26 protein-coding genes, 1 pseudogene and 1 other annotated feature are annotated in these 26,241 nt (G+C 71.5%); of the genes and pseudogenes, 12 read left to right on the top strand and 15 right to left on the bottom strand.

Translation table 11 applies throughout. The annotated features are described in order from the left end of the window. Window positions 1-208: 208 nt before the first annotated feature. From BLV24_RS19895 to BLV24_RS19875, 5 genes are read left to right on the top strand one after another with little or no spacing between them, the layout of a single operon-like run. Window positions 209-1,411 (top strand): acyl-CoA dehydrogenase family protein, encoded by a 1,203-nt coding sequence (locus BLV24_RS19895; RefSeq protein ID WP_092685140.1) that lies wholly within the window; start codon window positions 209-211, stop codon window positions 1,409-1,411. A gap of 46 nt (window positions 1,412-1,457) precedes the next feature. Next, on the top strand, window positions 1,458-2,630 hold the full coding sequence (locus BLV24_RS19890) for an acyl-CoA dehydrogenase family protein (RefSeq protein WP_092685138.1): 1,173 nt from the start codon (window positions 1,458-1,460) through the stop codon (window positions 2,628-2,630). Between the two features lie 47 nt (window positions 2,631-2,677). Further along, entirely contained in the window at window positions 2,678-3,514 is an 837-nt protein-coding gene (locus tag BLV24_RS19885) for an enoyl-CoA hydratase (RefSeq protein WP_092685136.1), read from the top strand. Between the two features lie 47 nt (window positions 3,515-3,561). Next, a complete protein-coding gene (locus BLV24_RS19880; protein WP_092685134.1) occupies window positions 3,562-4,380 on the top strand; it encodes an enoyl-CoA hydratase-related protein in 819 nt (272 codons plus the stop codon). Between the two features lie 47 nt (window positions 4,381-4,427). Next, window positions 4,428-4,907: a VOC family protein gene (locus BLV24_RS19875; protein WP_176954852.1), complete on the top strand. Its 480-nt coding sequence runs from the start codon at window positions 4,428-4,430 to the stop codon at window positions 4,905-4,907. 28 nt (window positions 4,908-4,935) lie between these two features. On the opposite strand, the gene BLV24_RS19870 is transcribed toward BLV24_RS19875, so the two are convergent. From BLV24_RS19870 to BLV24_RS19845, 6 genes are all read right to left on the bottom strand, one after another. Continuing rightward, window positions 4,936-5,091, bottom strand: coding sequence for a DUF3309 family protein (locus BLV24_RS19870; RefSeq protein WP_092685132.1), 156 nt, complete (start codon window positions 5,089-5,091; stop codon window positions 4,936-4,938). A 418-nt stretch (window positions 5,092-5,509) separates the two neighbouring features. Continuing rightward, window positions 5,510-5,872 carry an AtuA-related protein gene (locus BLV24_RS19865; protein WP_092685130.1) on the bottom strand — a complete coding sequence of 121 codons (363 nt, stop codon included), beginning with the start codon at window positions 5,870-5,872 and terminating at the stop codon, window positions 5,510-5,512. Window position 5,873: 1 nt separating this feature from the next. Further along, window positions 5,874-7,223 carry an acyclic terpene utilization AtuA family protein gene (locus tag BLV24_RS19860; RefSeq protein ID WP_092685340.1) on the bottom strand — a complete coding sequence of 450 codons (1,350 nt, stop codon included), beginning with the start codon at window positions 7,221-7,223 and terminating at the stop codon, window positions 5,874-5,876. Window positions 7,224-7,457: 234 nt separating this feature from the next. Next, on the bottom strand, window positions 7,458-8,279 hold the full coding sequence (locus tag BLV24_RS19855) for an IclR family transcriptional regulator (protein WP_092685128.1): 822 nt from the start codon (window positions 8,277-8,279) through the stop codon (window positions 7,458-7,460). Continuing rightward, window positions 8,276-9,121 (bottom strand): IclR family transcriptional regulator, encoded by an 846-nt coding sequence (locus tag BLV24_RS19850; protein WP_176954851.1) that lies wholly within the window; start codon window positions 9,119-9,121, stop codon window positions 8,276-8,278. Before BLV24_RS19850 ends, BLV24_RS19855 begins: the two co-directional genes overlap by 4 nt. Before the next feature lie 196 nt (window positions 9,122-9,317). Further along, on the bottom strand, window positions 9,318-10,265 hold the full coding sequence (locus tag BLV24_RS19845) for an acetamidase/formamidase family protein (protein WP_092685124.1): 948 nt from the start codon (window positions 10,263-10,265) through the stop codon (window positions 9,318-9,320). A 132-nt stretch (window positions 10,266-10,397) separates the two neighbouring features. Between BLV24_RS19845 and BLV24_RS19840 the strand changes: the two genes are divergently transcribed. Beyond that, window positions 10,398-11,789 (top strand): amidase family protein, encoded by a 1,392-nt coding sequence (locus BLV24_RS19840; RefSeq protein ID WP_092685122.1) that lies wholly within the window; start codon window positions 10,398-10,400, stop codon window positions 11,787-11,789. A gap of 12 nt (window positions 11,790-11,801) precedes the next feature. Continuing rightward, entirely contained in the window at window positions 11,802-12,761 is a 960-nt protein-coding gene (locus tag BLV24_RS22945; RefSeq protein ID WP_092685120.1) for a Gfo/Idh/MocA family oxidoreductase, read from the top strand. Between the two features lie 58 nt (window positions 12,762-12,819). On the opposite strand, the gene BLV24_RS19830 is transcribed toward BLV24_RS22945, so the two are convergent. Next, on the bottom strand, window positions 12,820-13,575 hold the full coding sequence (locus BLV24_RS19830) for a CoA-transferase (RefSeq protein WP_092685118.1): 756 nt from the start codon (window positions 13,573-13,575) through the stop codon (window positions 12,820-12,822). Further along, window positions 13,572-14,405 (bottom strand): CoA transferase subunit A, encoded by an 834-nt coding sequence (locus BLV24_RS19825; protein ID WP_245710685.1) that lies wholly within the window; start codon window positions 14,403-14,405, stop codon window positions 13,572-13,574. Before BLV24_RS19825 ends, BLV24_RS19830 begins: the two co-directional genes overlap by 4 nt. A gap of 373 nt (window positions 14,406-14,778) precedes the next feature. Between BLV24_RS19825 and BLV24_RS19820 the strand changes: the two genes are divergently transcribed. Beyond that, on the top strand, window positions 14,779-16,692 hold the full coding sequence (locus BLV24_RS19820; protein ID WP_092685114.1) for a flavin-containing monooxygenase: 1,914 nt from the start codon (window positions 14,779-14,781) through the stop codon (window positions 16,690-16,692). Between the two features lie 118 nt (window positions 16,693-16,810). Then, window positions 16,811-17,509 carry a CDP-alcohol phosphatidyltransferase family protein gene (locus tag BLV24_RS19815; protein ID WP_092685112.1) on the top strand — a complete coding sequence of 233 codons (699 nt, stop codon included), beginning with the start codon at window positions 16,811-16,813 and terminating at the stop codon, window positions 17,507-17,509. A 25-nt stretch (window positions 17,510-17,534) separates the two neighbouring features. On the opposite strand, the gene panC is transcribed toward BLV24_RS19815, so the two are convergent. The 5 genes from panC to BLV24_RS19795 form a co-directional block, all read right to left on the bottom strand. Continuing rightward, window positions 17,535-18,392 (bottom strand): pantoate--beta-alanine ligase, encoded by an 858-nt coding sequence (gene panC / locus BLV24_RS19810; protein ID WP_092685110.1) that lies wholly within the window; start codon window positions 18,390-18,392, stop codon window positions 17,535-17,537. Beyond that, the gene (gene panB, locus BLV24_RS19805; RefSeq protein ID WP_092685108.1) at window positions 18,389-19,267 is read right to left on the bottom strand and encodes a 3-methyl-2-oxobutanoate hydroxymethyltransferase; all 879 of its coding nucleotides are present in this window, start codon (window positions 19,265-19,267) and stop codon (window positions 18,389-18,391) included. The genes panC and panB overlap by 4 nt, the downstream gene beginning before the upstream one ends. A 189-nt stretch (window positions 19,268-19,456) precedes the next feature. After that, entirely contained in the window at window positions 19,457-20,047 is a 591-nt protein-coding gene (locus tag BLV24_RS22120; RefSeq protein ID WP_176954850.1) for a hypothetical protein, read from the bottom strand. Window positions 20,048-20,119: 72 nt separating this feature from the next. Continuing rightward, the gene (locus tag BLV24_RS22115; protein ID WP_245710677.1) at window positions 20,120-21,022 is read right to left on the bottom strand and encodes a sugar phosphate isomerase/epimerase family protein; all 903 of its coding nucleotides are present in this window, start codon (window positions 21,020-21,022) and stop codon (window positions 20,120-20,122) included. Beyond that, entirely contained in the window at window positions 20,994-21,362 is a 369-nt protein-coding gene (locus tag BLV24_RS19795) for a hypothetical protein (protein WP_092685106.1), read from the bottom strand. Before BLV24_RS19795 ends, BLV24_RS22115 begins: the two co-directional genes overlap by 29 nt. A 576-nt stretch (window positions 21,363-21,938) precedes the next feature. Between BLV24_RS19795 and BLV24_RS21775 the strand changes: the two genes are divergently transcribed. Together BLV24_RS21775 and BLV24_RS19785 are read left to right on the top strand one after the other, a co-directional pair. Next, on the top strand, window positions 21,939-22,190 hold the full coding sequence (locus tag BLV24_RS21775; RefSeq protein ID WP_143040378.1) for a hypothetical protein: 252 nt from the start codon (window positions 21,939-21,941) through the stop codon (window positions 22,188-22,190). Window positions 22,191-22,457: 267 nt separating this feature from the next. Next, window positions 22,458-23,330 carry a hypothetical protein gene (locus BLV24_RS19785; RefSeq protein ID WP_092685102.1) on the top strand — a complete coding sequence of 291 codons (873 nt, stop codon included), beginning with the start codon at window positions 22,458-22,460 and terminating at the stop codon, window positions 23,328-23,330. Window positions 23,331-23,593: 263 nt separating this feature from the next. On the opposite strand, the gene BLV24_RS22940 is transcribed toward BLV24_RS19785, so the two are convergent. Together BLV24_RS22940 and BLV24_RS19775 are read right to left on the bottom strand one after the other, a co-directional pair. Further along, the gene (locus BLV24_RS22940; RefSeq protein WP_281242953.1) at window positions 23,594-23,725 is read right to left on the bottom strand and encodes a hypothetical protein; all 132 of its coding nucleotides are present in this window, start codon (window positions 23,723-23,725) and stop codon (window positions 23,594-23,596) included. A gap of 210 nt (window positions 23,726-23,935) precedes the next feature. Continuing rightward, entirely contained in the window at window positions 23,936-24,364 is a 429-nt protein-coding gene (locus tag BLV24_RS19775) for an FKBP-type peptidyl-prolyl cis-trans isomerase (RefSeq protein WP_092685098.1), read from the bottom strand. Window positions 24,365-24,876: 512 nt separating this feature from the next. Between BLV24_RS19775 and BLV24_RS19770 the strand changes: the two are divergent. Continuing rightward, a pseudogene (locus BLV24_RS19770) lies at window positions 24,877-26,072 on the top strand (IS3 family transposase). Beyond that, window positions 25,158-25,274 (top strand) — a sequence feature (AL1L pseudoknot). It overlaps the preceding pseudogene by 117 nt. Window positions 26,073-26,241: the final 169 nt, after the last annotated feature.

The raw sequence follows: 26,241 nt of genomic DNA, 5'->3' as shown, positions 1-26,241 counted from the left end.
CTCCCCCGCCCCCTCCCGCCTTCCCCTCCCCCCTCCCACTCCCCCCTCCCACTCCCCCCTCCCGCTCCCCCCTCCCGCTCCGGCGGTCCGCGCAAGTTGCGCGCCCGCCCGCGGGTCTAGGGTGGCGAGAGCCTTTCCGCGTCGCCGCTCGTCCACGAGCCGTCGCGCGCCCCCGTCCGTCCCGGCCCGCGCCAAGGGAGACCCGATCATGTTCATCAACGCCGCCGCCCCCCGCGACCCCAACCTGGAGAAATTCCGGATGGAGGTCCGCGAGTTCTGCCAGACCGAGATCGGGCCCGAGATGCGCCGCATCCTCGACCTCGGCCAGCATCTGCCCAAGGACATGCATGACGGCTGGCTCAAGGCGCTCGGCCGCAAGGGCTGGCTGACCGGCCATTGGGCCAAGGAGCATGGCGGGCTGGGCTGGACGCCCGAGGAGTCCGCCATCTTCCGCGATGAGACCGACGGCGCCGCCGCCCCCTGGCTCGCCCCCTTCGGCGTCACCATGGTCGGGCCGGTGATCTACACCTTCGGCACGCCCGAACAGAAAGCCCGCCACCTGCCCGGCATCCGGAAGAACGACGTCTGGTGGTGCCAGGGCTATTCGGAGCCGGGCTCGGGCTCGGACCTCGCCAGCCTCAAGACCCGCGCGGTGCGCGACGGCGACGACTACGTGGTGAACGGCCAGAAGATCTGGACCACGCTCGCCCATTGGGCCGACTGGATCTTCTGCCTGGTGCGCACCGACCCGGACGCGCCCAAGAAGCAGCAGGGCATCTCCTTCCTGCTGATCGACATGAAGACGCCCGGCATCACCGTGCGCCCGCTGATCACGCTCGACCTCGGCCATCACCTCAACGAGGTGTTCTTCGAGGACGTGCGCGTGCCGGCCGAGAACCTCATCGGCGAGGAGAACAAGGGCTGGGACTACGCCAAGTTCCTGCTGGCCCATGAGCGGGTCGGCGTGGCCGAAATCGGCAAGTTCGGCCGCTACCTCGCGCAGCTTCGCAAGCTGCTGGGCGAGACCCGCGAAGGCGGCCGCCCGCTGAGCGAGGACCCCGGCTTCCGCCGCCGGCTGGCGGAGCTGGAGATGAACCTCTCCACCCTCAAGGCCATGCATGCGGACGCGCTGGCGCAGGGGACGCCGGGGCTGATCTCGGCCGCGGCGCTCAAGATCCGCGGCTCGGAGCTTCAGCAGGCCATTCTCCAGACCATGACCGACGTGCTCGGCCGCCACGGGCTCGCCTATCAGGCCGACGCGCTGATGGCGGGCTGGAACGGCGAGCTGGTCGGACCGGAGGAAAGCGCCGGCATCCTGGCCGAACATCTGCATCGCCGGGCCGCGACCATCTACGGCGGGTCGTCCGAGATCCAGCGCAACATCATCGCCAAGGGCGCGCTGGGGCTCTGAGCCCCCGCCTGCGCGACCACGAGAGCGACCCGAGAGAGGAGAGACCATGCCCGCCTTTTCGTCCGAGGAGCGCCAGCTCCTGCATGACAGCGCCACCGAGTATTTCGCCGACCGCTACGGGCCGGAGCGCGCCCTGGCGCTGACCCGCGACGACGGCCCCGACGGGTTCGGCCGCGCCGAGTGGAAAAGCTACGCCGAACTGGGCTGGCTGGGGCTGATGCTGCCCGAGGACGCCGGCGGCTCCGAGGGCGGGCTGACCGAGGCCGCGATCCTCTTCGCCGCCGCCGGGGCGGAACTGGCGGCCGAGCCGCTGATCCCCTGCCTGGTGCTGGGCGCGGGCGCGGTGACGGGCCTGGGGACGGAGGCCCAGCAGGCCGCGCTGGAAGGCGTGGCCGAGGGCGAGAAGATCCTGGGCTTCCTGCATTACGAGCCCGGCTCGGGCTTCGCCCGCGACCATGTCGAGACCATCGCCCGCCCCACCGCGGACGGCTACGCGCTGACCGGGGACAAGGCGTTCTCGGCCGGCGCCCATGCCGCGGACCTGCTGGTGGTGTCGGCGCGCATCGGCGGGCCGGACGGGCCGGTGGGCCTGTTCCTCGTGCCCGGCGACGCGGGCGGGCTGCACCGCGTGCCCGCCCCGGCCCTGGACGGGCGGCGCGGCGCGGCGGCGACGCTCGACGGCGTGGCGGTGTCGGCCGACGCGCTGCTGGGCGGGACCACGGACGACCGGCTCGCCGCCATCGACCGGCTGCTGGACCGGGCCGCGCTGGCGGTCTGCGCCGACATGCTGGGGGCGATGACCAAGGCGTCCGAGATCACCACCGACTACCTCAAGACCCGCGAGCAGTTCGGCCAGAAGCTCTCGTCCTTCCAGGTGCTCCAGCATCGGCTGGTGGACATGCGCATCTGCTGCGAGGAGAGCCGCGCCGCCATCCACGCCGCCCTCACCGCCCAGGACGAGAACGCGCCCGACGCCGCCATCGCCGCCTGGCGCGCCAAGGCCGAGACCGCCCGCGCCGCCCGCTTCGTCGGCGGCCAGGGGGTGCAGCTTCACGGCGGCATGGGCATGACCGACGATCTCGGCATCGGCCACTACTACAAGCGCCTGTCGGTCAACGAGGCGCTTTTCGGCGACGCAGCCTGGCATATCGACCGGCTGGCGGCGCGGGAGGACGCGCGCGCCGCCCAGCCCGCGGCGCCGGAGATGGCGGGGGCCTGAGCGCCCCCCCTTTCCCCCCTCCCCCCTTCTCCGCCGAGGCCCGCCCCATGACCGAACAGACCATCCGCACCGACGCCCCCGCCGAGGGCGTCGCCCGCATCACGCTGGCCCGACCGGAGATGCGCAACGCCCAGAACCTCGCGATGCTCTACGCGCTGAACGACGCCTTCGACGCGGCGGCGCATGATCCGGGCGTGAAGGTCATCGTGCTGGCCGCCGACGGCCCGCATTTCTCCTCCGGCCACGACCTCGCCGCCGACCGGACCATGCCCGACGCGCCGACCGTCACCCCCTGGGGCGGCTTCGACGCGCCGGGCGCCGAAGGCCGGCAGGCGCGCGAGGAGGAATACTATCTCGGCTTCTGCCAGCGCTGGCGGGACCTTCCCAAGCCGACCATCGCGCAGGTCCACGGCAAGGCCATCGCCGGCGGGCTGATGCTGGCGGCGGTCTGCGACCTGATCGTGGCCTCCGAGGACGCCACCTTCTCCGACCCGACCGTGGCCTTCGGGGTCAACGGGGTGGAGTGGTTCTCCCACCCCTGGGATTTCGGGCTGCGCAAGGCCAAGGAGCTGCTGTTCACCGGCGGGATGCTGGGCGCGGCGGAGGCGCGCGCCATCGGCTTCGTCAACCATGTCGTGGCGCGAGACGAGCTGGAGGGCTTCACGCTGGGCCTGGCGAAGCGCATCGCCTCGCGCCCCGCGATGGGGCTGCGGCTGGCCAAGCAGTCGGTGAACGCCGCGCAGGACGCGCAGGGGTTCCGGACCGCCATGACCACCGCCATGGCGTTGCACCATGTGGGCCACTCCAACAACGTCGAGGTGCACGGCAAGATCGTGGACCCCGCCGGCATGGAGGTGATCCGCCGCGAGGCCAAGGGGGGCTGAGGCCCCCGCCTCTCCCCCTCCCCCCTGTCGCTCAAGGAACCTGCGCCATGTCCGACGACATCCTGCTGATCGATGCCCCCCGCCCCATGGTCCGCCGCCTGACCCTGAACCGGCCGGAAAAGCGCAACGCCATGTCCAACGCCCTGTGCGCCCGCCTGTTCAAGGCGCTGGAGGACGCGGACCTGGACCCGGACGTGCGGGTCACGGTGATCCGGGGCGCGGGGCCGTCCTTCTGCTCGGGCTACGACCTCTCGGCGGACCTGGAGGCCGACCGGCCCTATCACACCGCGCGGGGCCACCAGAGCTGGAGCCGGCATGTGGTGGAGGGCTGGTTCCGCATGTGGGATCTGGCCAAGCCCGTGGTGGCGCAGGTGCATGGCCATTGCCTGGCCGGCGGGTCGGAGCTGGCGACCGCCTGCGACGTGGTCTACGTGGCCGAGGACGCGCAGATCGGCTACCCGCCCACCCGGCTGATGAGCCCGCCGGACATGCAGTTTCATCCCTGGCTGATGGGCATGCGGCGGGCGATGGAGATGTATCTGACGGGCGACTCGATCTCCGGCGCCCAGGCCGCCGCCGACGGTTTCGCCACCCGCGCCTTCCCCGCCGACCGGCTGGAGGACGAGGTGCTGGATTTCGCCGAACGCGCCGCCAAGGTCCCCTCCGACCTCCAGCAGATCAACAAGCGCTCCGTCCATCGGGCGATGGAGATCATGGGGATGCGCGACGGGCTGCGGGCGGGGACGGAGATCCAGTCGCTCGCCTTCACCACCGATCCCAGCCGCGAATACCGCGAGCGGTTCAAGCGTGACGGCGGCAGCGTGAAGGGCCTGTTGACCGAGCGCGACAAGCCGTTCGAAGGTTGAGGGGTCGGACTCGATCGGGGGCCCGCCAAGGACAGGGAGACCACATCGTGACCATCGCCAGGAACACCGTTTGCCTGTGGTTTGATGGCGAGGCCGAAGCCGCAGCGCGCTTCTACGCCGAAACCTTCCCCGACAGCGCGGTGACCGCGGTGTTCCGGGCGCCGACGGACTTCCCCCAGGGCAAGGCGGGCGACGTGCTGACGGTGACGTTCACCGTGCTCGGCCTGCCCTGCCTCGGGCTCAACGGCGGGCCGGCCTTCCCGCAGACCGAGGCCTTCTCCTTCCAGGTCGCCACCGACGACCAGGCGGAAACCGACCGCTGCTGGAACGCCATCGTCGGCAATGGCGGGGCCGAAAGCGCCTGCGGATGGTGCAAGGACCGCTGGGGGCTGAACTGGCAGATCACCCCGCGCACCCTGACCGAGGCGCTGGCGGCGGGCGGCGACGAAGCCGCCCGCGCCTTCCAGGCGATGTTGACCATGACGAAGATCGACGTGGCGGCCATCGACGCCGCGCGCCGGGGCTGAGTCTCAGCCGCCGCGGCGGGTCGGGGGGTCAGATATGGCCCAGCAAGACCAGGATCAGCACGATCACCAGCACCAGGCCGAGACCGCCGCTGGGCCCGTAGCCCCAGTTGGCGCTGTGCCCCCAGCGCGGCAGGGCGCCGATGAGAACGAGAATGAGAACGATGACCAGAATCGTGCCGAGCATGAGTTTCTCCTTTGGGCGTCAAGGCGACCGTGACCTGGGCGCGCGGCTCCGTCGCCGGCGCGGACCGGCGTGGCGGAGGCGTCCGCCTCGGGGTCGTCTCGGTGTTGCGATCGTCGCGAGGCGATCGGCGCGGATCGGGCGCCGGGCCGCCAGGGGCGACGGCGTTCGAAGGACGCGGCCGGCGCGGTCGGCGGCGATGCGTCCGTAAGGTTCATTTAGCGCATTTGAGAAATAGTCACGGAAACGCGACCGATTTCGCCTCCGTCGCGCGCCCGATCAGGCGGCCGCCCGCCCCCGAAACGCCAGGGGGCGCGCTTTTCAGCGCGCCCCCCCCCCCGGTCCTTCGCCGCGTCTCCGCGCGGCCTGGCCTTCGCCGCGTCCCCGCGCGGCCTGGCCGCGGCCGCCCCCCGCGCGGCGCTCAGCCCGCCGCCGGTTCCGCGAGGTTCACCAACAGGTTGCGCATCCGGTCCGGCGCCTCGACCTCGAAGCCCAGCACCGCCGAACACAGGGCCTTGCCGAAATTGTCCATGGCGAGGCTGCGCGACACGCCGCCCCCCAGCGCCCCCTCGCACACGAATTGCAGGGCGCCGAGATTGTCGAGCCGGTGGCGCGTGACCTCGCCGGTGATGGCGCCGCGGTAATGCGCCTTGAACGCCTCGGGCGTGAGCTGCTCGCACAGGATCTCGAACAGCGGATCGGAATAGGCGATGACCGAGATCAGCGCGGTGTTGCCCTTGTCGCCGGAACGGACATGGGCGAGGTGGCGTAGCTGAACCCGCATCTCAGACCTCCAGCATGGTGATTTCGGGGGCGACCGCGTCGCGGTCGATCATCGCGGACCACACGCCCACGACCTCGCGCACCCGCTGGCGGTGACCGCCGCGCTTGCCGGTCATCGCCACGCCGGACACCGCCATGCCGTCGACCTCGCGCCCCACCTTGAAGGCCTCGGCATAGGTCTGCGTGCGGGCGGCGACGCGGACGGCGACCTCGTAGGGCTCGGGCGCGTCGGCGGGGGTGGCGGCGCCGTGGACGGAGTTGTAGCCCACGAAATCGATGCGCACCTCGTCCGCCTTCAGGCCGACGATCCTGAACCGTTCCTCCAGGATCCGCTTGGCGAGCCTGGCGCGGTCCAGCGCCCCCGGCCCGGCATAGAGGAACATGTCCTCGCCGATATACCCCTCCCGGCAGCCGATGGAGACCTTGAGCCGCTCGGGACGCGGCTTGCCGGTCACGCCCTCGATGCGCACGCGGCCGTCGTTCAGCTCGGTCAGCTTCGCGGTGGAGAAATCCACCACCACGTCGGGGGTGACATAGGCGCGGGGGTCGTGGACCTCGTAGAGCATCTGCTCCTTCACCGAGCCCAGCGAGATGCGCCCGCCGGTCCCCTCCAGCTTGCCCAGCACGCAGGCGCCGTCCTCGGTCACGTCGGCGATGGGAAAGCCGAGGTTCCACGGCTCGGGCACGTCCTTGAAACCGGGATCGGAGAAGTAGCCGCCGGTGATCTGGGCGGCGCATTCCATCAGGTGCCCGATGGCGGCGCCGGCGCCGAGCCGGTCGAGATCGTCCGGCGTCCAGCCGAATTCATGCAGCATCGGGCCGAGGAACAAGGCCGGGTCGGCGCAGCGGCCGGTGATGACGATGTCCGCGCCCATGCCCAGCGCCCGGGCGATGGGTTCGGCCCCCAGATAGGCCTCGGCCGAGAGCAGGGCGTCCCCGAAACCCGTCGGATCGGCGCCCGTCTCCAGGATCGGGCCGCAGCGGTCCATGCGGTCGGTGACGACGCCGCCGGTGACGCAGGCGACCTTCTTGCCGGTCGCGCCCAGCTTGCGCAGATGCCAGCGCACCCGGTCCGCGGCCCCCTCCGGATCCACCCAGCCCTGGTTGGACACGATGCGCGTGCCGGCCTTCAGGCAGCCGGGCAGCACCGCCTCCATCCGGTCGTCCAGGTAGGGATCCCAGCCGATGGCGTTGGGGTCCTCGGCCTTGCGGACCTGGGCCATGGAGATGGTGACCTCGGCCATGGTCTCGAAGCACATGTAGTCGAGGGCGCCGCGGTCGGCGCTCCAGCGCGCGGGTTCGACGCGGTCGCCCATCCAGGCGGAGCCGGAGCCGATGCGGATGGATTTCATCGCGGCGCCCTCGCGCACGGACGAGGGGTGTAGGGGTCGGTCATGGCATCCTCCCGGAAACGGTCGCGCCCTTCGGAACGGGGCGTCTGCGGGGGGCATCATGGCGCGCGGGGGCCGGTGCGGGACAGGCCGTCCGCCTGATATTTCGTGAGATGGAATTTTTGAAAGGCTACTCAGCCCCTTATTTTCCGCGGTTTTCGCGTTTTCGACACAGGTTGCGTCTGAAAGATTTCGTCAGATGGAATTTTGCAAACCGCAATTCGCCAGCAGACGTTCGCGGATCAGGGCGGCCTCCTCGCGCAGCATGGCGGCCAGCTCCGCCTCCCGCGCCAGGATCCGGTCGGTGGGGCCGACCACGCTGACCGCCCCGGTCAGGCCCGCTTCCGGCGCCCGGATCGCCACCGCCACGCCGCCGCCGCCGGGGGTGATGAGATCCGCGACCAGCGCATGACCGCGGGTCCGGGCCCGCTCGGCCTCCCGCTCCAGCAACCCGCGCGAGAGCAGGGGGAAGCGGGCCAGCGCCGGCTCGACCCGATCCAGCGCCGCTTTCGCCTCACCCTGCGGCAGGGCCGCCAGCAGCGCCAGCGCCCCCACGCCGACCCCCAGCGGGCGCCGCCGGCCGATGCCCAGCGTGTCGACCCGGATCGGGTGGCGGCCGAATTCATGCGCGATATACAGCGCCTCGTCCCCGCAGCGCACCGACAGCATCGCGGTGTCGTCGCTCAGCACCGAGAGCCGCAGCATCGAGGCATGAGCCGCCTCGCGCAGGATCCCGGCCCGGCCGGCCTGCCCCAGCCGCCCGGCCAGGGGCGACAGCGCGTAGAGCCGGCGGCGGCCGTGGCGGCGCACCAGGCCGTTCTCGGCCAGGGTTTCGAGGACGCGCGCGGCGGTGGCCTGATGCAGGTCGGCGGCGGCGGCGATGTCGATCAGCCGAAGCGGCGCGTCGAAGCCCGCCAGCGCGCGCAGGACCGCGCAGGCTTTCTCGATCGAATTGGTGCCGCCCCCCGCAGCGGCGGGCGGGCCGGGCGATCGCGCGGCGTCGGGCGGCGGGCTCATCCGCGCCCGCCCCGCCCATGACGGCGCGGAGCCCCGGCCGCGACCGCTTCCGGCCCCCCGGGGCCGGCCCAGGGACCGGAGGCGCCGGCGGCGGCCTCGGTCCGGCCCAGGCGCTCGGCCTCCTCCGCCAGGGCGAGCGCGATCTCCCCGCGCCGCGACAACAGCCGGTCGGTCAGCGAGACCACGCTGAGCGCGGCCACCGTCACCCCGTCGGCATTGCGCACCGGGACGCCGATGGCGCTCACCCGGTCATGCGAATGCTCCTGCGCCAGGGCGTGCCCGTCGCGGCGGGCGGCGGCGACGTCCTCGCGGATGCGCTCCAGCGTCAGGCGCGGGTGATCGGCCAGGCGCAGGGGGATCACCTCCAGGCAGGCCTCGGCGCGCGCAGGCGGCGCGAAGGCCAGCAGGGCGAGCCCGCCGCCCCCCACCCCCAGCATCCGCCGGGCGCCGGGCTGCAGGCTGACCGGCCCCACCGGAAAGGCCCCCTGCGCCCGGTCGAGGCACAGCGCGTCCAGCCCGCTGGCCACCGACAGCAGCGCCGTGTCGCCCAGCAGGCGGGCCAGCCGGGCCAGCCCCGGCGCCGCGGCGACGCGCAGTTCCTCGGGCGAGGCGCGCCGGGCGAAGGCGACGGTCTCCGGCCCGGAGGCATAGGTCTTGCCGGGATTGATCCGCTCCACGAAGCGTTCGCGGGTCAGCGCGTCGAGCACGCGCAGCGCGGTGCCCCACGGCAGGCCGGTGTCCCTGGCGATCTCGGTCAGACGGTCGCCGGGCTGCTCGCCCACGCGTCGCAACACGCGGCACACCTTGTCGATGGCGCTGGTATCAGAGGTCTTGCGGGGCATGTCGGCTCCCGTTGCGGACGAACCCATGAAACCTTCGGCAAGCCGATGGCGAGCGGAAGGGGCTCGCCGAGGTGGCGGCGCGCAGGTCGTTCATCTTAGCATGAATCCGCGGAGTCCAAAGGATATTGGCGGCGCGGGCCGAACGCCGCCCCCCCCAACGCCGCCCCCCCCCCGCAAGCCGGCCATCGGCCGCCGGTCAGTCCGGGCGCGGCGGCAACGCGGCCCGCGGGATCATGCAATGCACGCCCCGCGTCTGGTTCACCACCTGGGTGATGCGCAGGTCCGCGGCCAGCGAACACAGGGAATAGGCGTCCTGCGGCGCCATCCCCGCGACCTCGCCCAGCCAGCGGATCATCACCCGCAGCGCCTTCTCCATCGCCTGGTCCAGATCGGGATCGAGACCGAGCGCGATCAGGTGGGTTCCGGTCTCGGCCCGCGGCGCCTCCAGCCGCAGATCCTTGCGCAGGATGAATTCGAAGGTCCCGGTCAGCGACGTCTCGATGGCGGTCACGCAGACCTCGCCGTCGCCCTGCACCGCATGCCCGTCCCCGCAGAAGAAGTTCCCCCCCGGCACGAAGCAGGGCAGGAACAGCGCCGCGCCGGGGACCAGCTCCTTCAGGTCGAGATTGCCGCCGAAGGCGCGGGGCACCAGGCTCGTCACCCGGCCCCAGTTCGGCGGCGGCGCCGTGCCCATGACCCCGAAGAAGGGGGCGAGCGGCAGCTCCCCGCCCCAGGGCAGCGGCGCGGTGCGGCTCTCCAGGTCCAGGGGCATGTTCAGCACCCGGCCGTGCTGGAAATCGTCGGGCAGCGCCCCGGCGAGCGGCCGGATCATGTTCCAGCCCCAGTCGGTGCGCAGCGCGATGTCCCGGATGCGGATTTCGAGCACGTCGCCGGGCTCGGCCCCCTCCACCGCCACCGGGCCGGTGAGGATATGGCCGGGCAGCATGCGTTCGGCCCGGGCATGGATATCGTGCATCTCGGGCGGCACGAAGAAGCCCTCGGGCGGCAGGTGGTCGGGGCCGCCGGACACGGTCTCGATCACCACCACATCGCCCGACGCCACGGTCAGCGCCGGCGGCGTGGCGGCGTCGAGGAACCCCCAGCGCACGGTTTCGGGCGTGGCGGTGAGGCGATGTTCGGCCATGGGGAGGCTCCGGCAAGGGGGAAGACGCCGCCATCAGGCCCCGCCCCCGGCCTGCGGTCAAGGCGCGCGGTTGACCAATTCCGCGGCCGGGGAAAGGGTATGCGCGAAACATCAGCAGAGGGGGTGTCCGGCATGGCGGAGCTTTGGCAGGCGTCGGCCGCGGTGATCGCGGCGCGGGTGCGGTCGCGGGAGACCAGCGCGCGCGAGGAATGCGAGGCCGCCATCGCGCGGATGCAGGCGGTGAACCCCGCGATCAACGCCGTGGTGGACGAGACCGCCGAAGCCGCGCTGGCCGAGGCCGACGCCGTGGACGCCAAGCTCGCCCGCGGGGAGGAGCCGGGACCGCTCGCCGGCGTGCCCTGCACGGTGAAGATCAACATCGACTATGCCGGCCGGCCCACCACCAACGGGCTGAAGCTGCAAAAGGACCTGACGGCGCCCGAGGACAGCCCGATCGTGTCCAACCTGCGCGCCGCGGGCGGCGTCGTGATCGGGCGGACCAACACCCCGGCCTTCTCGCTGCGCTGGTTCGCGCGCAATTCGCTGCACGGGACCACGCTGAACCCCCATGACCGGACGCTGACGCCGGGCGGGTCCTCCGGCGGCGCGGGGTCCGCCGTGGCGGCGGGGATCGGGGCGGTGGCGCATGGCACGGATATCGCGGGATCGATCCGCTATCCCGCCTATGCCTGCGGGGTCCACGGGCTGCGGCCGACCCTGGGGCGTGTGCCGGCGGCGAACCTCTCGGGCGCCGACCGGTCCATCGGGGCGCAGCTCACCGCCGTCTCCGGACCGCTGGCGCGCACCATCGACGACCTGCGCATCTCGCTCGCCGCCATGTCGGCGGAAGACCTGCGCGACCCCTGGCGGATGCCCGCGCCCCTGACCGGGCCGGCGGTTCCCCGCCGCGTCGCGCTCTGCCTCGCGCCCGACGGGATGAAGGTGGACCCGGAAGTGACCGAGGCGCTGAAGGGCGCCGCCGCCGCGCTGTCGGATGCGGGCTGGGAGGTCGACGAGATCGCCCCCCCCTCCATCGCCGAGGCGCAGCGCATCAACATCGCCCTGTGGATGCTGGATTTCTCGGTCAACGGCACGCCGAAACTGGCGCCTGAAGGCGACCCGGACGCCATCTTCTGCGCCGCGCAGATGATGAAGATCGCCGAGGGCTCGGACCCGGTGAAGGCGCTTCAGGACCGCATCCCCCTGCTGCGCGCCTGGCAGATGTTCCTGGAGGACTGGCCGGTGCTGCTCTGCCCCATGTCCGGGGAGGCGCCGTTCGAGAACAACTCCGATGTGCGCTCGGAGGCCGATTTCGCCCGCATCTACGCGGCCCAGATGACCCAGGTCGGGTTGCCGGCGCTGGGGCTGCCGGCGCTCTCGGTCTCCACCGGGCGGCCGGGCAGGCCGATGGGGGTGCAGCTTGTGGGGCGGAAGTTCCGCGAGGACGTGCTGCTGGAGGCCGGCGCCGCCATCGAGGCCGCGCATCCGCCGATCCGCCCCGTCGATCCGTTCGCAGCCGGCTGAGGGGGCGCCGACATGACCACGAAAACCGCGATCATCGGGCTGGGCATCATGGGACGGCGGATGCTGGAGCACATGCTGCGCCATCCCGACTACGCCCCGGATTTCCTCTGGGATCCGTCCGAGGCGGCCCGCGCCGAGGCCCTCGCGATCCATCCCGGCGCCGTGATGGCCGAGAGCGCCGAGGCGGCGATGGCGACGGCGGATCTCGTCTACCTCGCCTGCCCGCCGGTCCCCCGCAAGGCGCTGGCGCTGGCCGCGGCCGGGGCCGGGCGGGCGGTGTTCCTCGAAAAACCGCTGGGCGTCGATGTGGCCGAAAGCGAGGAACTCGTGGCCCGGCTCGACGCCATGGGCGCGCGGGCGGCGGTGAACTTCACCCAGGCCGCGGGCGGGGCGCTGACCGGCACGGTCGCGGCGGCGCAGGCGGGCGAGATGGGGCGGCTGGAAGGCGTCGACATCGTCGTCACCTATCCGGCCTGGCCCCGCGCCTGGCAGGTCGCCGCGGACTGGCTGCGCTTCCGCGAGGAAGGCGGCTATGTGCGCGAAGTCATCTCCCACTTCCTGTTCTTCTCGGAACGGGTGCTGGGGCCGCTGACCCTGGAAGCCGCCCTGCCGACCTATCCCGACGACCCGGCGCTGTGCGAGACCCACATGCTCGCCCGCCTGCGCTCGGAGGCCGGGGCGGTGGTGTCGGTGCTGGGCGCGGTCGGAGGGGCGCAGCCGGACCGCCAGCAGGTGACGGTGAAGGGGACGAAATCCTCCCGCCGGATCGAGGATTTCTACCGGGACTTCATCTCGGACGGCGGGGCCTTCGCGCGGATCGGCGAGGAGCCCGCCGATCCGCGGGCCGAAAGCCTGAAAGCGCAGCTCGACGACCTGTCGAAGCTGATGCGGGGCGAGCCCAACCGGCTCGCCACCCCGGCCGAGGCGCTGCGGGTGCAGAAGCTGGTCGAGGCGATGCTGGCGGGCAGGTGAGCGCGCAACCCATAGGGCGGGCGGCGGGTTCGCACCCGCCCTACGGGGGGCTGAGAGGTCAGGCCGCGGCGGGCTCGATCCCGAACACCTGCCGGGCGAAGACCGGGTAGACGTCGGCGATGCGCCGGGCCACCGGCCCCCGGATCAGGGACAGCGTGTCGGCGTCCGGCGTCGGCGTTTCCGCGAGATGCTCGGGAAGGTCGAAGTCGAACCCGGTATTGTCCCGCACCTCCTCCAGCGTCACGCCGGGATGGAGGGATTTCAGCCGGAACCGCCCCGCCTCGCGCTGGAAGTCGAAGAGGCAAAGGTTGGTGATCAGCGCGATCGGCCCGCCGGGGCGATGCACGCCGGGCTCCGACGTGCCGGGGGCGGAGACGAAATCCACCTTCTCCACCAGGGTCCGGCGGGTGTGCTCCCAGCGGAACAGGATCACCCGCGGCACCACGAAATAGAGATAGGCGGAGCCGAAGGACCCCGACCAGCGGACCTTCGCCTCCGGATAGTCGCCGACGCCGACCAGGTTCACATTGGCCCCGCCGTCGATCTGCCCGCCGGACAGGAAGAAGGCGTCGAGCCGCCCGCGACCCGCGAGGTCGAACAGCTCCGACCCGCCATTGGTCCAGAAGGTCGTCTTCTTGCTGCCGAGGATCGAGACGCGGGTTCCCCCGCCCGACCGCTCATTGGCCAGCAGCGCCCCCGTGCCGGGAATGGGCGAGACCATGCCCACGGCGACGTGGCGGGCGCCTTCCAGCAGGCCGGCGATGGCGGCGGCCTGGATCTCCTCGGGGCGGACGTCGGTTTCGCCGGCGCTCATTCCGCCGCCTCCGGACGGGCGAAGACATGGGCGGCGAGCCAGTCGCGGAAGCCTTCCTCGGTCCGCGCGGCGGACATGTAGGCGCGCACGGCGTCGAGATCGGTGGTCCCGTCCGCCTGCTGCGGCCAGCACGCGCCCGGCGCCTCGGCCAGCGCGGTGACGTAGAAATTGGGGATCACGGCGGGGGCGAGGGTCTCGTCCTCCATCAGGTCGCCGTCCACGATCCTCTCCACCGTCACGAGGGTCATGTCGGAGGCATGGGCGAGCGTCAGCAGGTCCCGGTTGCGGCCGATCCAGACATTGCCGTGGCGGTCGGCCATGGGCGCGTGGAACAGCGTCACGTCCGGGTTGATCGCCTTGAGCAGCGCCACCGGGTCGTCGGCCTCGAACGGGTTCGCCACCACCGCCCAGTCGTCGCGATGCGCCATGAGGTCGGAGCCGATCAGCCCGCGCAGCGCCGTGAAGGGCTGGCCCTTGGCCCCGGCCTGAAGCGCCGCGTAGACCGCCGGGCAGGTCGCGTCGACCACCTTCAGCGTCCCCGCCTTCACCGCCGCCGAGAACCGCGGCGCGGCGCCCAGTTCGGACATCGAGACGCCCGACGTCTCCACCGACCGCACGCAGCCGGCGCCGACCAGGATGTCGAGCATCATGCCCGAGGCCGGGAAGGCGCAGGTCGGGATGGTCACCAGGTCGAGATCCGTCACGCCGCGGCGCACCAGTTCCAGCGCCATGGCCATGGGGACGTCGGTCTGCTCGCCCTTGGTGACGCCGATCCGCGCGCCCGAAGGCACGAGGGCGGCGAGCGAGGCGGCGTCGGCGAGATGCTGCACGGTCAAGGCGAATCCTCCGGACTGGTTTCGCGGCTGCGTTTTTTGGGCGGGGCGCGCCGGGGGGCGCGGCCCGTTCGGCGCGCAGTATAGCGCGTGTCGCGCCCGGGCGCAGCGGAAACCGCGCGGACCCGGCGCGCGGGCGCATCGCATATGCGATTTCGGGCGCCCCGACCGGGGGCCGAAAACCCCGGCGGGGACGAGGTTTGCCCCGGTCCTCGCCCTGCCCCGCGCGCCCCCCGGCCCGGCCGCGCCCCGCGGCGCCGGCTTGATCCCGGCGCGCGGCTGCGCTCTGCTTCCCGGCAAAACGAGGCCGGACGCAAGACGGACGACGGGGCCGACCCCGCGCCGCCCGGCCCGATGGGGAGGAGCCCGCATGACATCCTACGACGCCCGAATGGCGGAGGCCGTGGCCGACGCCAATATCCCCAGCCTGCTCGCGATGCTGGTGCAGATGACCGGCGACACGGGCTGGATGGAGGCGCCCTACACCGTTTCGCGCGGCTACGGCATCGACGAGAACGACGGCGGCGGGCTGGCCCCGGAGGCCGCGGCGGAGGTTCGCGCGGCGGCGGTCGAGGCGATCCTGGCCTGGAAGGCGGGCCGACCGCTGGCCCTGCCCGATCCGGACGAGGCCATGCTGGTTCGCATTCTCTCGGCCTCGCTGGGCGACGCGGCGCCGGCGGAGTATGGGCCGATGCTGGCCTACGACCTCGACATGGTGACCCGCTGCGCAGTCAGCCCCGAGCCGATGCGCCTGTCCCCGCCCGAGGGCTTCCGGGTGCTGGTCATCGGCGCCGGCGCCGGGGGGATCTGCGCCGCGGTCCGGCTCAAGGATGCCGGCGTGCCTTACCTGCAGGTCGAACAGGCCGGGCGCGTCGGCGGGGTCTGGGCCGCCAACCGCTATCCCGGCGTGGGGGTCGACACGCCCAACCACCTCTATTCCTTCACCTTCGCCGACCATGACTGGGACCGCTGGTTCGTCTCCGGCGCCGAATTGCAGGGCTATCTGGAAGGGGTGGTCGAACGCTTCGACCTAGGCCCCGACCTGCGCCTGAACACCCGCGTGCGGCGCGCCGAATGGGACGAGGCCGCGCAGCTATGGCAGGTCGAGGTCGAGGGTCCGGACGGTGTCGAGACCCTGACCGCCAACGTGGTCATCGCCGGCTCGGGCCTGTTCAACCCCCCGAAAACCCCGGCGATCCCGGGGCTGGAGAGCTTCGGGGGCCCGTGTTTCCACACCGCCGAATGGCCCGAGGACATCGACCTCGGGGGCAAGCGGATCGGGGTGGTCGGCACCGGCGCCTCGGCGATGCAGAGCGTGCCGGCGCTGGCCCCCGAGGCCGCGCATCTCACGGTCTTCCAGCGTTCGCCCACCTGGGCGGTTCCGTTCGAAAAGCTGGGCGAGGCGGTGCCGGATTCCCAGCGGTTTCTCTTCGCCGAGGTCCCGCTCTACCGCGCCTGGTATCGGCTGCGGCTGAACTGGATCTGGTCCGACCGGCTGCTGCCCACCCTGCATATCGACCCCGGCTGGCCGCACCCGGAGCGCAGCCTCAACCGGACCAACGATCGCTATCGCCAGTTTTTCACCGACTACATCAAGCGCCAGGTGGGCGACCGCACCGACCTGCTTCCCAAACTGGTGCCGACCTATCCGCCCTATGGAAAACGCATCCTGCTCGACAACGGCTGGTATCGCACCGCGACCCGCGAGAACGTGTCCATCGAGGACACCCCCATCGCCGCCGTCGAACCCGCGGGCGTGCGCACCGCCGACGGGGTTTTGCATGAGCTCGACGCCCTGATCCTCGCCACCGGGTTCGACGTGCAGCGGTTCCTCTCGACCTTCGAGACGGTCGGACGCGGCGGCGTCGCCCTGCGCGACGTCTGGGGCGAGGACGAGGCCCGCGCCTATCTGGGCATGGCCGTGCCGGGATTCCCGAATTTCTTCTGCCTCTACGGGCCGAACTCGCAGACCGGGGCCGGGGGCTCGATCATCGCGCTGCTGGAGAACCAGGTGCATTACGTCATGGAGGTGATCGCGGGGATGCTGGAAACAGGCGCCGGCGCGGTGGACTGCCGGGCCGAGGTGCATGACCGCTACAACGCCATGCTGGACGAGACCCTGCGCGACATGGTGTGGACCCATCCCGGCGTCAGCACCTATTACCGCAACCGCAAGGGCCGCGTGACGGTGAATTCGGGGATCCGCAAGCTGGACTACTGGGCGATGACCCGGCGCGCCGATCTGCGGGACTACCACGTCGCGCCGCGCGCCGAGGCGGGATGAGACCGGCGTGAAATCCCCGCGCGGGCGCGGGAAGGCCGGCGCGGTTTCACGAACACGCGACCGCGCCTTCTCAGCGCCCCGCCTTACATTCCGCGCGGCTTGCGATTATAAATCCCGGATGACAGCCACGTCTCTGCGCGCCTTTTCGGTCCATCTGCTCACCGCCACCGGGGCGGTGTTCGCCATGCTGGCGCTGCTCGCGGCGGTGGATGGGGAATGGAACCGGATGTTCCTGTGGCTGGTCGTGGCCTTCGCCGTCGATGGAATCGACGGCCCCCTGGCCCGGCGTTTCGACGTGCGCACCCATGCGCCGCATATCGACGGCGCGGTGCTCGACCTGATCATCGACTATCTGACCTATGTGTTCATCCCGGCCTACGCGCTGTTCCAGTCCGGGATCCTGCCCGGGGTCTGGGCCTGGCTGGCGCTGCTGGGAATCACCTTCTCCAGCGGGCTGTATTTCGCGGGCTGCTGGATGAAGACCGGGGACAAGAGCTTTCTCGGCTTTCCGGGCTGCTGGAACATGGTGGTGCTGGCGCTGTTCGCGCTGACGCCCTCGACCGGGGTGATCATGGCGCTGATCACGGTGCTGGCCGCGGCCATGTTCGCGCCGCTGAAGTTCATCCATCCCGTGCGCACCAAGCGCTGGCGGCCGCTGTCGCTGTCGGTGGCGGTGCTGTGGACCGTCTTCGCCTCCTGGGCGGCGCTGGCGGATTTCGAGCCGGGCGTCTTCGTCCAGGTCGGGATCCTGGTGACCAGCTTCTACCTGCTGGGCGCCGGCATCGTGCAGCAGACGCTGGACCGTCTCCGCCGCTGAACCGTTGGCGGCGCCCGGCGCGCGCTCAGCCCGCCGCCCGCACCTCCACATTGTCGATCAGCCGAACCCCGTCCAGCCAGGCCGCGACCAGCAGCCGGGCGGGCCGGTCCGCCGTATCGAGCGGCGCGAGATCCGCGGCGGAGCGCAGTTCGAGATACTCCACCCGCTCGAACCCGGCCGCGAGGATCGCGCGGGTCGCCGCCGCGATCTCCCCCGACGCCGGCGCCCCGGCCGAGAGCCGCCCCGCGGCGGTGTTCAGCGCGCGGGCCAGCGCCGGGGCGCAGGCGCGCCCGGCCTCCGACAGGCGGACATTGCGCGAGGACAGGGCCAGCCCGTCGGCTTCCCGCACCGTGGCGCAGGGCACGATCTCCACCGGCAGGTTCAGGTCTTGCGCCACGCGCCGCACCACCTGAAGCTGCTGGTAGTCCTTTTCCCCGAACATCGCCGCATCGGCGCCCGAGATCAGCAGCAGCTTGGTCACCACCGTCGCCACGCCGTCGAAATGCCCGGGCCGGCCGGCGCCGCAGAGCCCCTCGCCGACCCCGGTCACGGTCACGCCGGTGGAGAAGCCCGGCGGATACATCTCGTCCCCGTCCGGCGCGAACAGGACCATGGTCCCGCCCAGGCTCTCCAGCCTGGCGGCGTCCGAAACCTCGGTCCGCGGATAGGCGGCGAGGTCGGCGGCGCTGTTGAACTGCTTGGGGTTCACGAAAAGCGTGACGATCACCCGCCCGGCCCGCGCCATCGCTTCGCGCACAAGGCTCAGATGGCCCTCATGCAGGGCGCCCATGGTGGGCACCACGGCGACGCGCTCGCCCTCTTCCTTCCAGCCGGCGACGAGGGCGCGCAGCTCGGCGACCGTCCTGACGATGCGGACGCTCATCGCCCCGTGGTCTCCGGGGCGGGTTCCGGGGCGGGTTCCGGGGCGGGTTCCGGGGCGGGGGCGGTCAGACCGAACAGGTGCTCGGGGCCGGGAAAGCGGCGGGCGCGCACGTCGGCGGCATAGGCGGCGACGGCCTCGCGCCCGGCGGCGTCGAGCTCGGCGTAGCGCTTCACGAACTTCGGCTTGAAGTCGGCGAAGAGCCCCAGCATGTCGTCCACCACGAGGATCTGGCCGTCGCAGCCCGGCGAGGCCCCGATGCCGATGGTGGGGACCGGGATCTCGGCCGTGACCCGGCGGGCGAGGGGGTCGGGGATCTTCTCCAGCACCACCGCGAAGGCCCCGGCCTCGGCGATGGCCATGGCGTCGCGCGCCACGCGATCGCCGTCGGCGCCCTTGCCCTGGACCGCATAGCCGCCCAGCGCGTTGACCGATTGCGGGGTCAGGCCGACATGGCCCATCACCGGGATGCCGCGGGCGGTGAGAAAGCGGATGGTCTCGGCCATCTCCACCCCGCCTTCCAGCTTCACCGCCGCGCAGCCGGTCTCCGCCATCAGGCGGGCGGCGTTGCGCAGGGCCTGGGCGGGGGATTCCTCGTAGGATCCGAAGGGCATGTCGACGACCATCAGCGCGCGGCTCAGCCCGCGGCGCACCGCCTGGCCGTGCAGGACCATCATCTCCATCGTCACGCCGAGCGTCGAGGGCAGGCCGTGCAGCACCATGCCGACGCTGTCACCGACCAGCGCCACGTCGCAATCGGCATCGATCATGCGCGCCACCGGCGTGGTGTAGGCCGTCAGGCAGACCAGCGGCTCGCCGCCCTTGCGCGCCTTGATGTCCAGCGGAGTGAGAGATCCGCCCGATCCCGTCACGCTCATGACCCCATCCTCCCATGTCGCTTCTTGTTTGGCGGGACTGACTGTCACATCCGCCCGGGAAAGCAAAGTAGGAATCGCCGGCCCACGCCGAGACGGCGGCGGCGGGGCGACCTACGTCGAGAACTTCCGCCCGCCGGCGCGCCCGATCCTGCGACAAGCATCGTTTGCAGGCGAACGTGTTCTTATGATTTACGGACGAATTATTTGGCGACGCAAGGGCGCCCGGCACGGCGCCGGCATGGTTGCTGTCGCGATCTTGCCCCCGATTTGCACGCGCCGCGGGTTTCGCTTGACGCGCGCGTCGCCCGCCCCCCGCCCGGCAGGCGGACGCCCCGTCGCCCCGGACCGGGCTGGCCCCCCTGACCCCTTCGGGTGATACGCCCCGAAAGCCGCGCCGAAGGTCTGCTTGAGCACGTCGAACCTGCCGCCGAACCCGGTGATCCTGGTCGGCGTGGCCGCGTTCGCCGAATAGCGGCGCTGCACCGGCACATGGCCGGCCTTCATGCCGATCCGCCCCGCGCGCGCCGTCAGGTGGAACAGCAGCTCATCGCGCATGAACACGTCGCGGAACGGCTGCGCCCGCGGGTCCGGCAGGTAGCGCGAGCCCTGCACATAGTCGAACCCCGCCTCCAGCTTCGCCGCCATGTCCGCCACCGCCTCGCCCCCGTCCTTGCCGTTGCCGTCGATGGTCACGATCCCCGCATAGCCCTGCCGCAGGCGCCAGGCGCAGCCCATGCGCAACTGCGCGCTCAGCTTGCCCGGGCCGGTCCTGGTCAGCACCGCGCGCACCCCGGCGGGGGCGGTGAAATCGGGGGGCGAGCGAGCCGTCGGCGGAGCCGCCGTCGGCCACGATCACATCCACCGGCGGATCGGCGTCGGGATCCGCTCCAGCTGGCCGCGGATCCGCTCGCCCTCGTTGATCACCGGGATCACCAGGGCGTGGGCGCGGCGCTGTTCGTGGAACACGGCCTCGTCGAAGGCGGGGACCTGCCAGCCGGCGTCGCCGAGCGCGGAGGCGTCGGTCCAGCTGTCATGGGGCGTGTAGCGCACATGGGTCAGCGCCGGGCCGAGCCGGGCGACCCGGCCGGGCGCGTCGGCATAGGCGCCGTTGATATGCATCGCGCCCAGATCGAGGATCGGCGCGACGGCGGGATGGTCGACCGCGGCGACGAAATCCGCCGCCTCTTCCAGCGTGTTGAGGAAACTGGCGCCGTAGACCTCCGGGTTCGCCCCCATGGCGAAGCGCGCGCCGGCCGCCTGCGCGCGCATCGCCGAGCCGAGCGAAGACGGCGGCGGCGAGGTCCTGCGCCTCCGCCCGGTCCGTCCCCTCGGGGACCGGCGCTGACCGGGCGATCCGAACAGCAGGTTGGGGATGCCGAAGCGGCCGGCGAGGTCGATGGCGCGGACCATCCCCGTCTGCAGCCGCGCCCGCGTGTCGTCGCCCTCGAACAGCGCCGCGCCCGACACGCCGAACAGCAGCGACGGCATGGAGACCCGCGACAGCCCCTGCGCCGCGATCTCCGCCAGCGCGCGCTCCGCCGTCGCCGCGTCGGGGGCGCACGGGTCGGCGGCGGCGTGGAAGAACAGGCCCGGGACGATCTCCAGCCCCCGCACGCCATGTTCGGCCATGGCGGCGCAGGCCTCCAGCCGCTCTTCCGGCGCCCAGGCGACATTCGACATCGACAACCGCATGACCGCCTCAGCCCCCGAAGAAGGCGGCGAGGCGTCATAGGCCGCCCGGTTCAGCTTCGGCATGCCGGTGGCCGCGTCGGGCGCGTAGAAGCCGGCCGGGGCCGCGGCGAGGTCGGGTCCGAGCCGGTCGCCCAGGTCCGAGCCCGTCGCATAGGTCCGCGAGCTTCGCTTCGGGCAACATGCTGGGCATGGGGTTCATCGGGTCGAAGATGAAGTTCTTGCGCAGCCCCGGGCCGAACAGCGCCGGCAGGCGCACGATCGAGCAGCGCGGGAACCGTTCGGCGCAGAACGTCTCCAGCATCCGACGGCGGCGTCCATAGGCCAGCGCCTGCTGGAACCGCTCGCTCCCTTCGTCGTCCCGGCCCGCGAAATCCTCCAGCACCGCGATGGAGGAGATCTGCACGAAACGCTCGGCCGAGAGACCCCGCGCAGCTGGTCGCAGAGCGCCTCGACCTTCTCCCGGTCGCGGTCGGGGAACGTGTTGGCCTCGAACATCGAGCCGGGCGCGGCGGCGCAGACCACGGCGTCGCAGGCGCGGCCGGCGATCCCGCCGATGTCCCGGCTGTTGTAGCGGTCGGCGAAAGCGCGTTGGCGCAGCAGGGCGCCGCCGACGAATCCGGTTCTGCCGATCAGGCGATCATTCGCGGCAGGGGATGAGATCTTGCGAAGGCCGCTCGCAGGTTCTGGGATTCGCGCATCGCGGCCGGGGCCCGGCGGACGCCGCGAGTTCAGGGAAACGAATCGACCGGCGTCACCGGCGCATCCATTCCTCCACCTTCGGAATCGCCGCGCCCTCGCAGGATCGGGAGAGCCGGCGCGCCCTCCTCCCGCCCGTTCAGGAAGGCGTCTTGATGAGCTTGAAGTAACGGCCGGAGATCGACGGGTTGCGGATGATCTCCGTGGGCGCGGTCCTGATCTATCATGCACGTTCACGCTCGCGGGGCGGGAACGGCTGCCTTCGGGCTATCTCGGCGTCGAGGTGTTCTTCGTGATCTCGGGCTTCCTGATCATCTCGCTGATCGCGCGGGAGAAAGCCGCGACCGGGCGGTTCCCGATCGCCGATTTCCACGAACGGCGCGCCCGGCGGCTGCTGCCGGCGCTGTTCGTGGTGATCTTCGCCAGCCTGCCCTTCGCCTGGACGCTGCGCTGCCGAGCCAGATGCTCGACCATGCCGCATCGCTTCCGGCCTCGGTGTTCTTCGTCTCGAACATGTACTGGTTTGGCTCGCTGACCCAGTATGGCGCGGATTCCGGGCTGGTGAAGCCGTTTCCGCACACCGGGTCGCTGGCGGTGGAGGAGCAGTTCCGCATCGTCTTCCCCCTGGTCCATGTCGGGCCGCTGGACGTCGCGCGGCGCGCCAAGCCCTGGCTGCTGGCGGGCGCGGCCGCGGGCGGGCTGATCTTCGCCGACTGGATGACGATCCAGGATCGGGACCTGTCCTTCTACCGGCTTCTCAGCCGGTTGTGGGAGCCGGGGGGCCGGAGCCTGGCTGGCGCACATGCGGCACGTCCGGCCCGAGTTCCTGCGCCTGCCGATCCTGCGCCGGACCATGCCCGCGCTGGGGCTTGCGCTGATCGTCACGCCGATGTTCCCGCCCCAGGTCGAATGGCGCCATCCGCGCCTGACGACCGCGCCGACGGTGCTGGGCGCGGCGCTGGACGATCTCGCCGCCGCGCAGGGGATGGGCCCGTCCGAGGCGAAGGCCCCTTCGGACTACGAGGCGACGCGGCTGTGGTTCGACATGGACGCCCCGTCCGAGAAGGCGCCGGTGCTCGGCAACTCGATGGGCCGGGACATGTGGAAGACGCTGGCGCTCGATCCCGACCTGTTCCGGGGGTCTCGGTTCGCCCGTTTCGGGATGCGGGCGACTTTCCCGAAGGCGCAGCTGCGCGCCCTGCTGCGCGCGCCCAGTTTCGAGGCGGCGGACACGGTCCTGCTCGCCTTCGCCTCCCCCCCGCTCGGTGGCGCGGATGGGGCCGCGGCTCGACGCGCTCGACGCCTCGGGCAAGCGGATCATCCTCGGCCTCCCCCCCCCGTCTTCAAGGACCGGGAGGGCCGGCGCCTGTTCGACTGTTATGTGCGCGAGCACGGCGGGCTCGACGATCCGGAGGCGCTGGAGCGGCTGACCTGGAAGATGATCGACGGGCAGGAGACCCGCGCGGTCGACGCGGCGCTGGAGGCGGAGGCCGCGCGGCGCGGCTGGCCGGTGTTCCGCCGGCTCGACAGCGTCTGCGACGCGGCGGCGAAGACCTGCGGCTTCGTCTCCGAGGACGGGCGCAAGATGATCCACGACCATCACCACCATTCCATGACCGCCGCCACCGCCTATGGCCGCCGGATCCGGGACCAGGGGCCGCCGCCCTTCGACTGAGCGCGCGCGACCGGATCACCGCCCGCCTCCCCCGGCGCGGCGCGGCGCGGCGCGCGGAACAGCGCGATGTCCAGCATAAGGACCGCCGCCACGAACATCGCCGAGAACGAGAAGAACGACAGCGCCAGCGCCAGCATCCCGCCGGCGGCGGCGCGCCGCCCGGGATGCGGCGTGCAGCAGCAGCAACGCGGCCGGAAGCTCGAACCCGCAATGCTTGAGTTCGATGGCGTGGCGCGGCGTCTCCGGCGCCGTCATCAGCAGCGTCAGCCCCCCAGCATCACCGCGTCACGCCGCCGGGCGGCGGCGAGGCCGACGAGCCCGAACACCACGCAGGTCAGCGCGAGCGAAGCGAGGCGCATGATCCGCACGCCCCCGCCCGCCAGCCGCAGGAACATGTCCTGAACGATCAGCGCCAGCGGCGGGCCGGCCCGCGATGCCTCCCGGAGCCTGCGGCCTCCGGCTGCGCAGGCTCGACCTCCCGCACGCTCAGAGCAGGGCTCGGCGGCGGGTTGGCGGCGCGGCCGATATCGCAGGGCTGGCCGGCGGCGCGATGGGCGCAGGGGCGCCGGCGCCCCCTGCCCTCGCGCGCTCGCCGACCGCCGGGATCAGGCGATCTCGACCAGTTCCACGTCGAAGGTCAGCGCCTTGCCGGCCAGCGGGTGGTTGGCGTCGAGGATCAGCTCCTCCTCGGTCACCTCGGCGACCACGACGTTCACCGCCTGCCCGTCCTGCATCTGCACCTGCAGCTGCGTGCCCGGCTCGGTCGGGATGTGGTCGGGCACGCCGGCGCGGTCCACGGCCTGCACGCGGGACGGATCATGCTCGCCATAGCCGTCGGCGGGCTCCACGCGCACGGTGCGCTTCTCGCCCACTTCCATGCCGGCCAGACCGGCCTCGAGCCCCGGAATGATCTGCCCCGAGCCGAGCTCGAAGGTCAGCGGATCGCGCCCTTCGGAACTGTCGAAAACGGTGCCGTCGTCCAGCGAGCCCTTGTAGTGAAGATGCAGGGTATCGCCCGGCTTCGCCTGGGTCATGTCAGGTATCCTTTCGGGGGGGGAGGGTGAATTTGCCGAGGCCGCGCGCGGCGCGGGTGGCTCGGTCGTTCACGCGACAGGCTCGCAACTGTGGGCCGCGATGTAAACCGGTTCGCCGCGAATCCGCCCGAAAACCGGTCCGAAAGCACGATTTTCCGGCTGTTCGGCCTGTTTGCGGGCGCCCCTGACGATCCTCCGCGCGCCCACAGTGCGGAGCTCCCTCCGACAGGCGGGACGACGCAGGCGACCGAGAAGGCGAGCTGGCGCCCCTGCCTGTCCGCGGCCCCGCGATCGGGTTCCCCTTCGCCAATCTGGCGAAGCCCGGAGGCGGAGTGGATCGCCATCGGGACACGCTCCCGATCGGCCGCAGCGGCGGAGATGCGGCTTCTCTTGCGCAGGGAAACGCCGGACGCGCTTACGGTTCAGACCCCGCCTTCCGCCGCGCCAGCGCGACCATGTGAACCGCGCCGGGTCTGCCGGAGGCTCCAACTCTTGAGTAGACTGGAGCCATCATGAGCAAGACGACGAACAAGTTCTCCCCTGAGGTCCGCGAGCGTGCGGTCGGGATGGTCCTCGACAATCCGGGTCAGCATGGATCGCGCTGGCAGGCGATCGCCTCGGTGGCAGCGAAGATCGGTTGTTCAGCGAACACGTTGAACAGCTGGGTCAAGAAGGCCGAGGTGGACAGCGGGCAGCGCGCCGGGATCTCAAGCGACATGACCGAGAAGATGAAGGCGCTCGAGCGGGAAAACCGGGAGCTGCGCCAGGCAAACGAGATCCTCCGCAAGGCGTCAGCATATTTTGCCATGGCGGAGCTCGACCGCCGGTCGAAGTGAGGGTGTCGTTCATCGATGCTCATCCTGCGGAGCACGGGGTCGAGCCGATCTGCCGGATGCTGCCGATCGCCCCTTCCACCTACTGCGATCACCTGTCGAAGCGGGCCGATCCGGGGCGACGGTCGGCGCGGGTCCGACGGGATGCTGTCCTGCGCCCCGAGATCCGCCGCGTGTTCGAAGAGAACTGGCAGGTCTACGGTGTCCGCAAGGTCTGGCGGCAACTCGGGCGCGTGGGGATCACTGTCGCCCGCTGCACCGTGGCCAGGCTGATGAAGGATATGGGCCTTCAGGGCATCATTCGCGGCAAGCCGCATCGCACGACGGCGCCGGACAGGAAGGCGCCATGTCCGCTCGACCAGGTGAACCGGCCGTTCCGCGTCTCCGCGCCGAACAGGCTTTGGGTCAGCGACTTCACCTACGTGGGCACCTGGAGGGGCTTCGTCTAAGTCGCCTTCGTCATCGATGCTTACGCCAGACGGATTGTGGGCTGGAGGGTGAGCACCTCGGCCCACGCGGGCTTTGTTCTCGATGCGCTGGAGCAGGCTGTCCACGAGCGTCGGCCGGCGAAGGGCATGGGACGGGCCCACCACTCGGATCGCGGGTCCCAATACCTGTCCATCAAGTATTCCGAGCGCCTCGGCGAGGCTGGCATCGAGCCATCTGCAGGGAGCGTCGGTGACAGCTATGACAATGCTCTGGCCGAGACGATCAACGGCCAGTTCAAGGCGGAGGTCATTCACCGCCGCGGCCCTTGGCGCAGTTGCGAGGCCGTCGAACACGCGACGCTCGAAGGGGTCGATTGGTTCAATACCCGCCGCCTGCTCGAGCCCATCGGGAACATCCCGCCCGCCGAAGCCGAAGAAGAATACTAAGCGGCTCTGGAAGCCGATGCCGTCGCCGCGTAACTAACGAAAATCAGCCTCCGGCAGACCCGGCGCGGTTCACTGCGAGGGACCAGATGAGGTTGGAGAGCTCGCTTTGGTCGGCATGGGACACGGGGGAAATCTCCTGGAGTTCGGACCGACCGGATAACCGGGGCAC

The sequence above is a fragment of the Albimonas donghaensis genome (assembly GCF_900106695.1).
GTDB lineage: Bacteria > Pseudomonadota > Alphaproteobacteria > Rhodobacterales > Rhodobacteraceae > Albimonas > Albimonas donghaensis.
Note: the sequence above shows the minus strand (reverse complement) of the source record. Positions and strands in the feature narration are given on the sequence as shown.

Excerpts from the sequence above, each read along its gene's own strand:
- BLV24_RS19855 (WP_092685128.1), bottom strand. The coding sequence starts at position 8,279 with ATGAGCCCGCCGCCCGACGCCGCGCGATCGCCCGGCCCGCCCGCCGCT.
- BLV24_RS19850 (WP_176954851.1), bottom strand. The coding sequence starts at position 9,121 with ATGCCCCGCAAGACCTCTGATACCAGCGCCATCGACAAGGTGTGCCGC.
- panB (WP_092685108.1), bottom strand. The coding sequence starts at position 19,267 with ATGAGCGTGACGGGATCGGGCGGATCTCTCACTCCGCTGGACATCAAG.
- BLV24_RS19890 (WP_092685138.1), top strand. The coding sequence starts at position 1,458 with ATGCCCGCCTTTTCGTCCGAGGAGCGCCAGCTCCTGCATGACAGCGCC.
- panC (WP_092685110.1), bottom strand. The coding sequence starts at position 18,392 with ATGAGCGTCCGCATCGTCAGGACGGTCGCCGAGCTGCGCGCCCTCGTC.
- BLV24_RS22115 (WP_245710677.1), bottom strand. The coding sequence starts at position 21,022 with ATGCCGAAGCTGAACCGGGCGGCCTATGACGCCTCGCCGCCTTCTTCG.
- BLV24_RS19885 (WP_092685136.1), top strand. The coding sequence starts at position 2,678 with ATGACCGAACAGACCATCCGCACCGACGCCCCCGCCGAGGGCGTCGCC.
- BLV24_RS19880 (WP_092685134.1), top strand. The coding sequence starts at position 3,562 with ATGTCCGACGACATCCTGCTGATCGATGCCCCCCGCCCCATGGTCCGC.
- BLV24_RS19840 (WP_092685122.1), top strand. The coding sequence starts at position 10,398 with ATGGCGGAGCTTTGGCAGGCGTCGGCCGCGGTGATCGCGGCGCGGGTG.
- BLV24_RS19785 (WP_092685102.1), top strand. The coding sequence starts at position 22,458 with ATGCGGCACGTCCGGCCCGAGTTCCTGCGCCTGCCGATCCTGCGCCGG.
- BLV24_RS19865 (WP_092685130.1), bottom strand. The coding sequence starts at position 5,872 with ATGCGGGTTCAGCTACGCCACCTCGCCCATGTCCGTTCCGGCGACAAG.
- BLV24_RS19870 (WP_092685132.1), bottom strand. The coding sequence starts at position 5,091 with ATGCTCGGCACGATTCTGGTCATCGTTCTCATTCTCGTTCTCATCGGC.
- BLV24_RS19815 (WP_092685112.1), top strand. The coding sequence starts at position 16,811 with ATGACAGCCACGTCTCTGCGCGCCTTTTCGGTCCATCTGCTCACCGCC.
- BLV24_RS22945 (WP_092685120.1), top strand. The coding sequence starts at position 11,802 with ATGACCACGAAAACCGCGATCATCGGGCTGGGCATCATGGGACGGCGG.
- BLV24_RS19845 (WP_092685124.1), bottom strand. The coding sequence starts at position 10,265 with ATGGCCGAACATCGCCTCACCGCCACGCCCGAAACCGTGCGCTGGGGG.
- BLV24_RS19830 (WP_092685118.1), bottom strand. The coding sequence starts at position 13,575 with ATGAGCGCCGGCGAAACCGACGTCCGCCCCGAGGAGATCCAGGCCGCC.
- BLV24_RS19775 (WP_092685098.1), bottom strand. The coding sequence starts at position 24,364 with ATGACCCAGGCGAAGCCGGGCGATACCCTGCATCTTCACTACAAGGGC.
- BLV24_RS19820 (WP_092685114.1), top strand. The coding sequence starts at position 14,779 with ATGACATCCTACGACGCCCGAATGGCGGAGGCCGTGGCCGACGCCAAT.
- BLV24_RS19895 (WP_092685140.1), top strand. The coding sequence starts at position 209 with ATGTTCATCAACGCCGCCGCCCCCCGCGACCCCAACCTGGAGAAATTC.
- BLV24_RS22940 (WP_281242953.1), bottom strand. The coding sequence starts at position 23,725 with ATGTTCCTGCGGCTGGCGGGCGGGGGCGTGCGGATCATGCGCCTCGCT.
- BLV24_RS19860 (WP_092685340.1), bottom strand. The coding sequence starts at position 7,223 with ATGAAATCCATCCGCATCGGCTCCGGCTCCGCCTGGATGGGCGACCGC.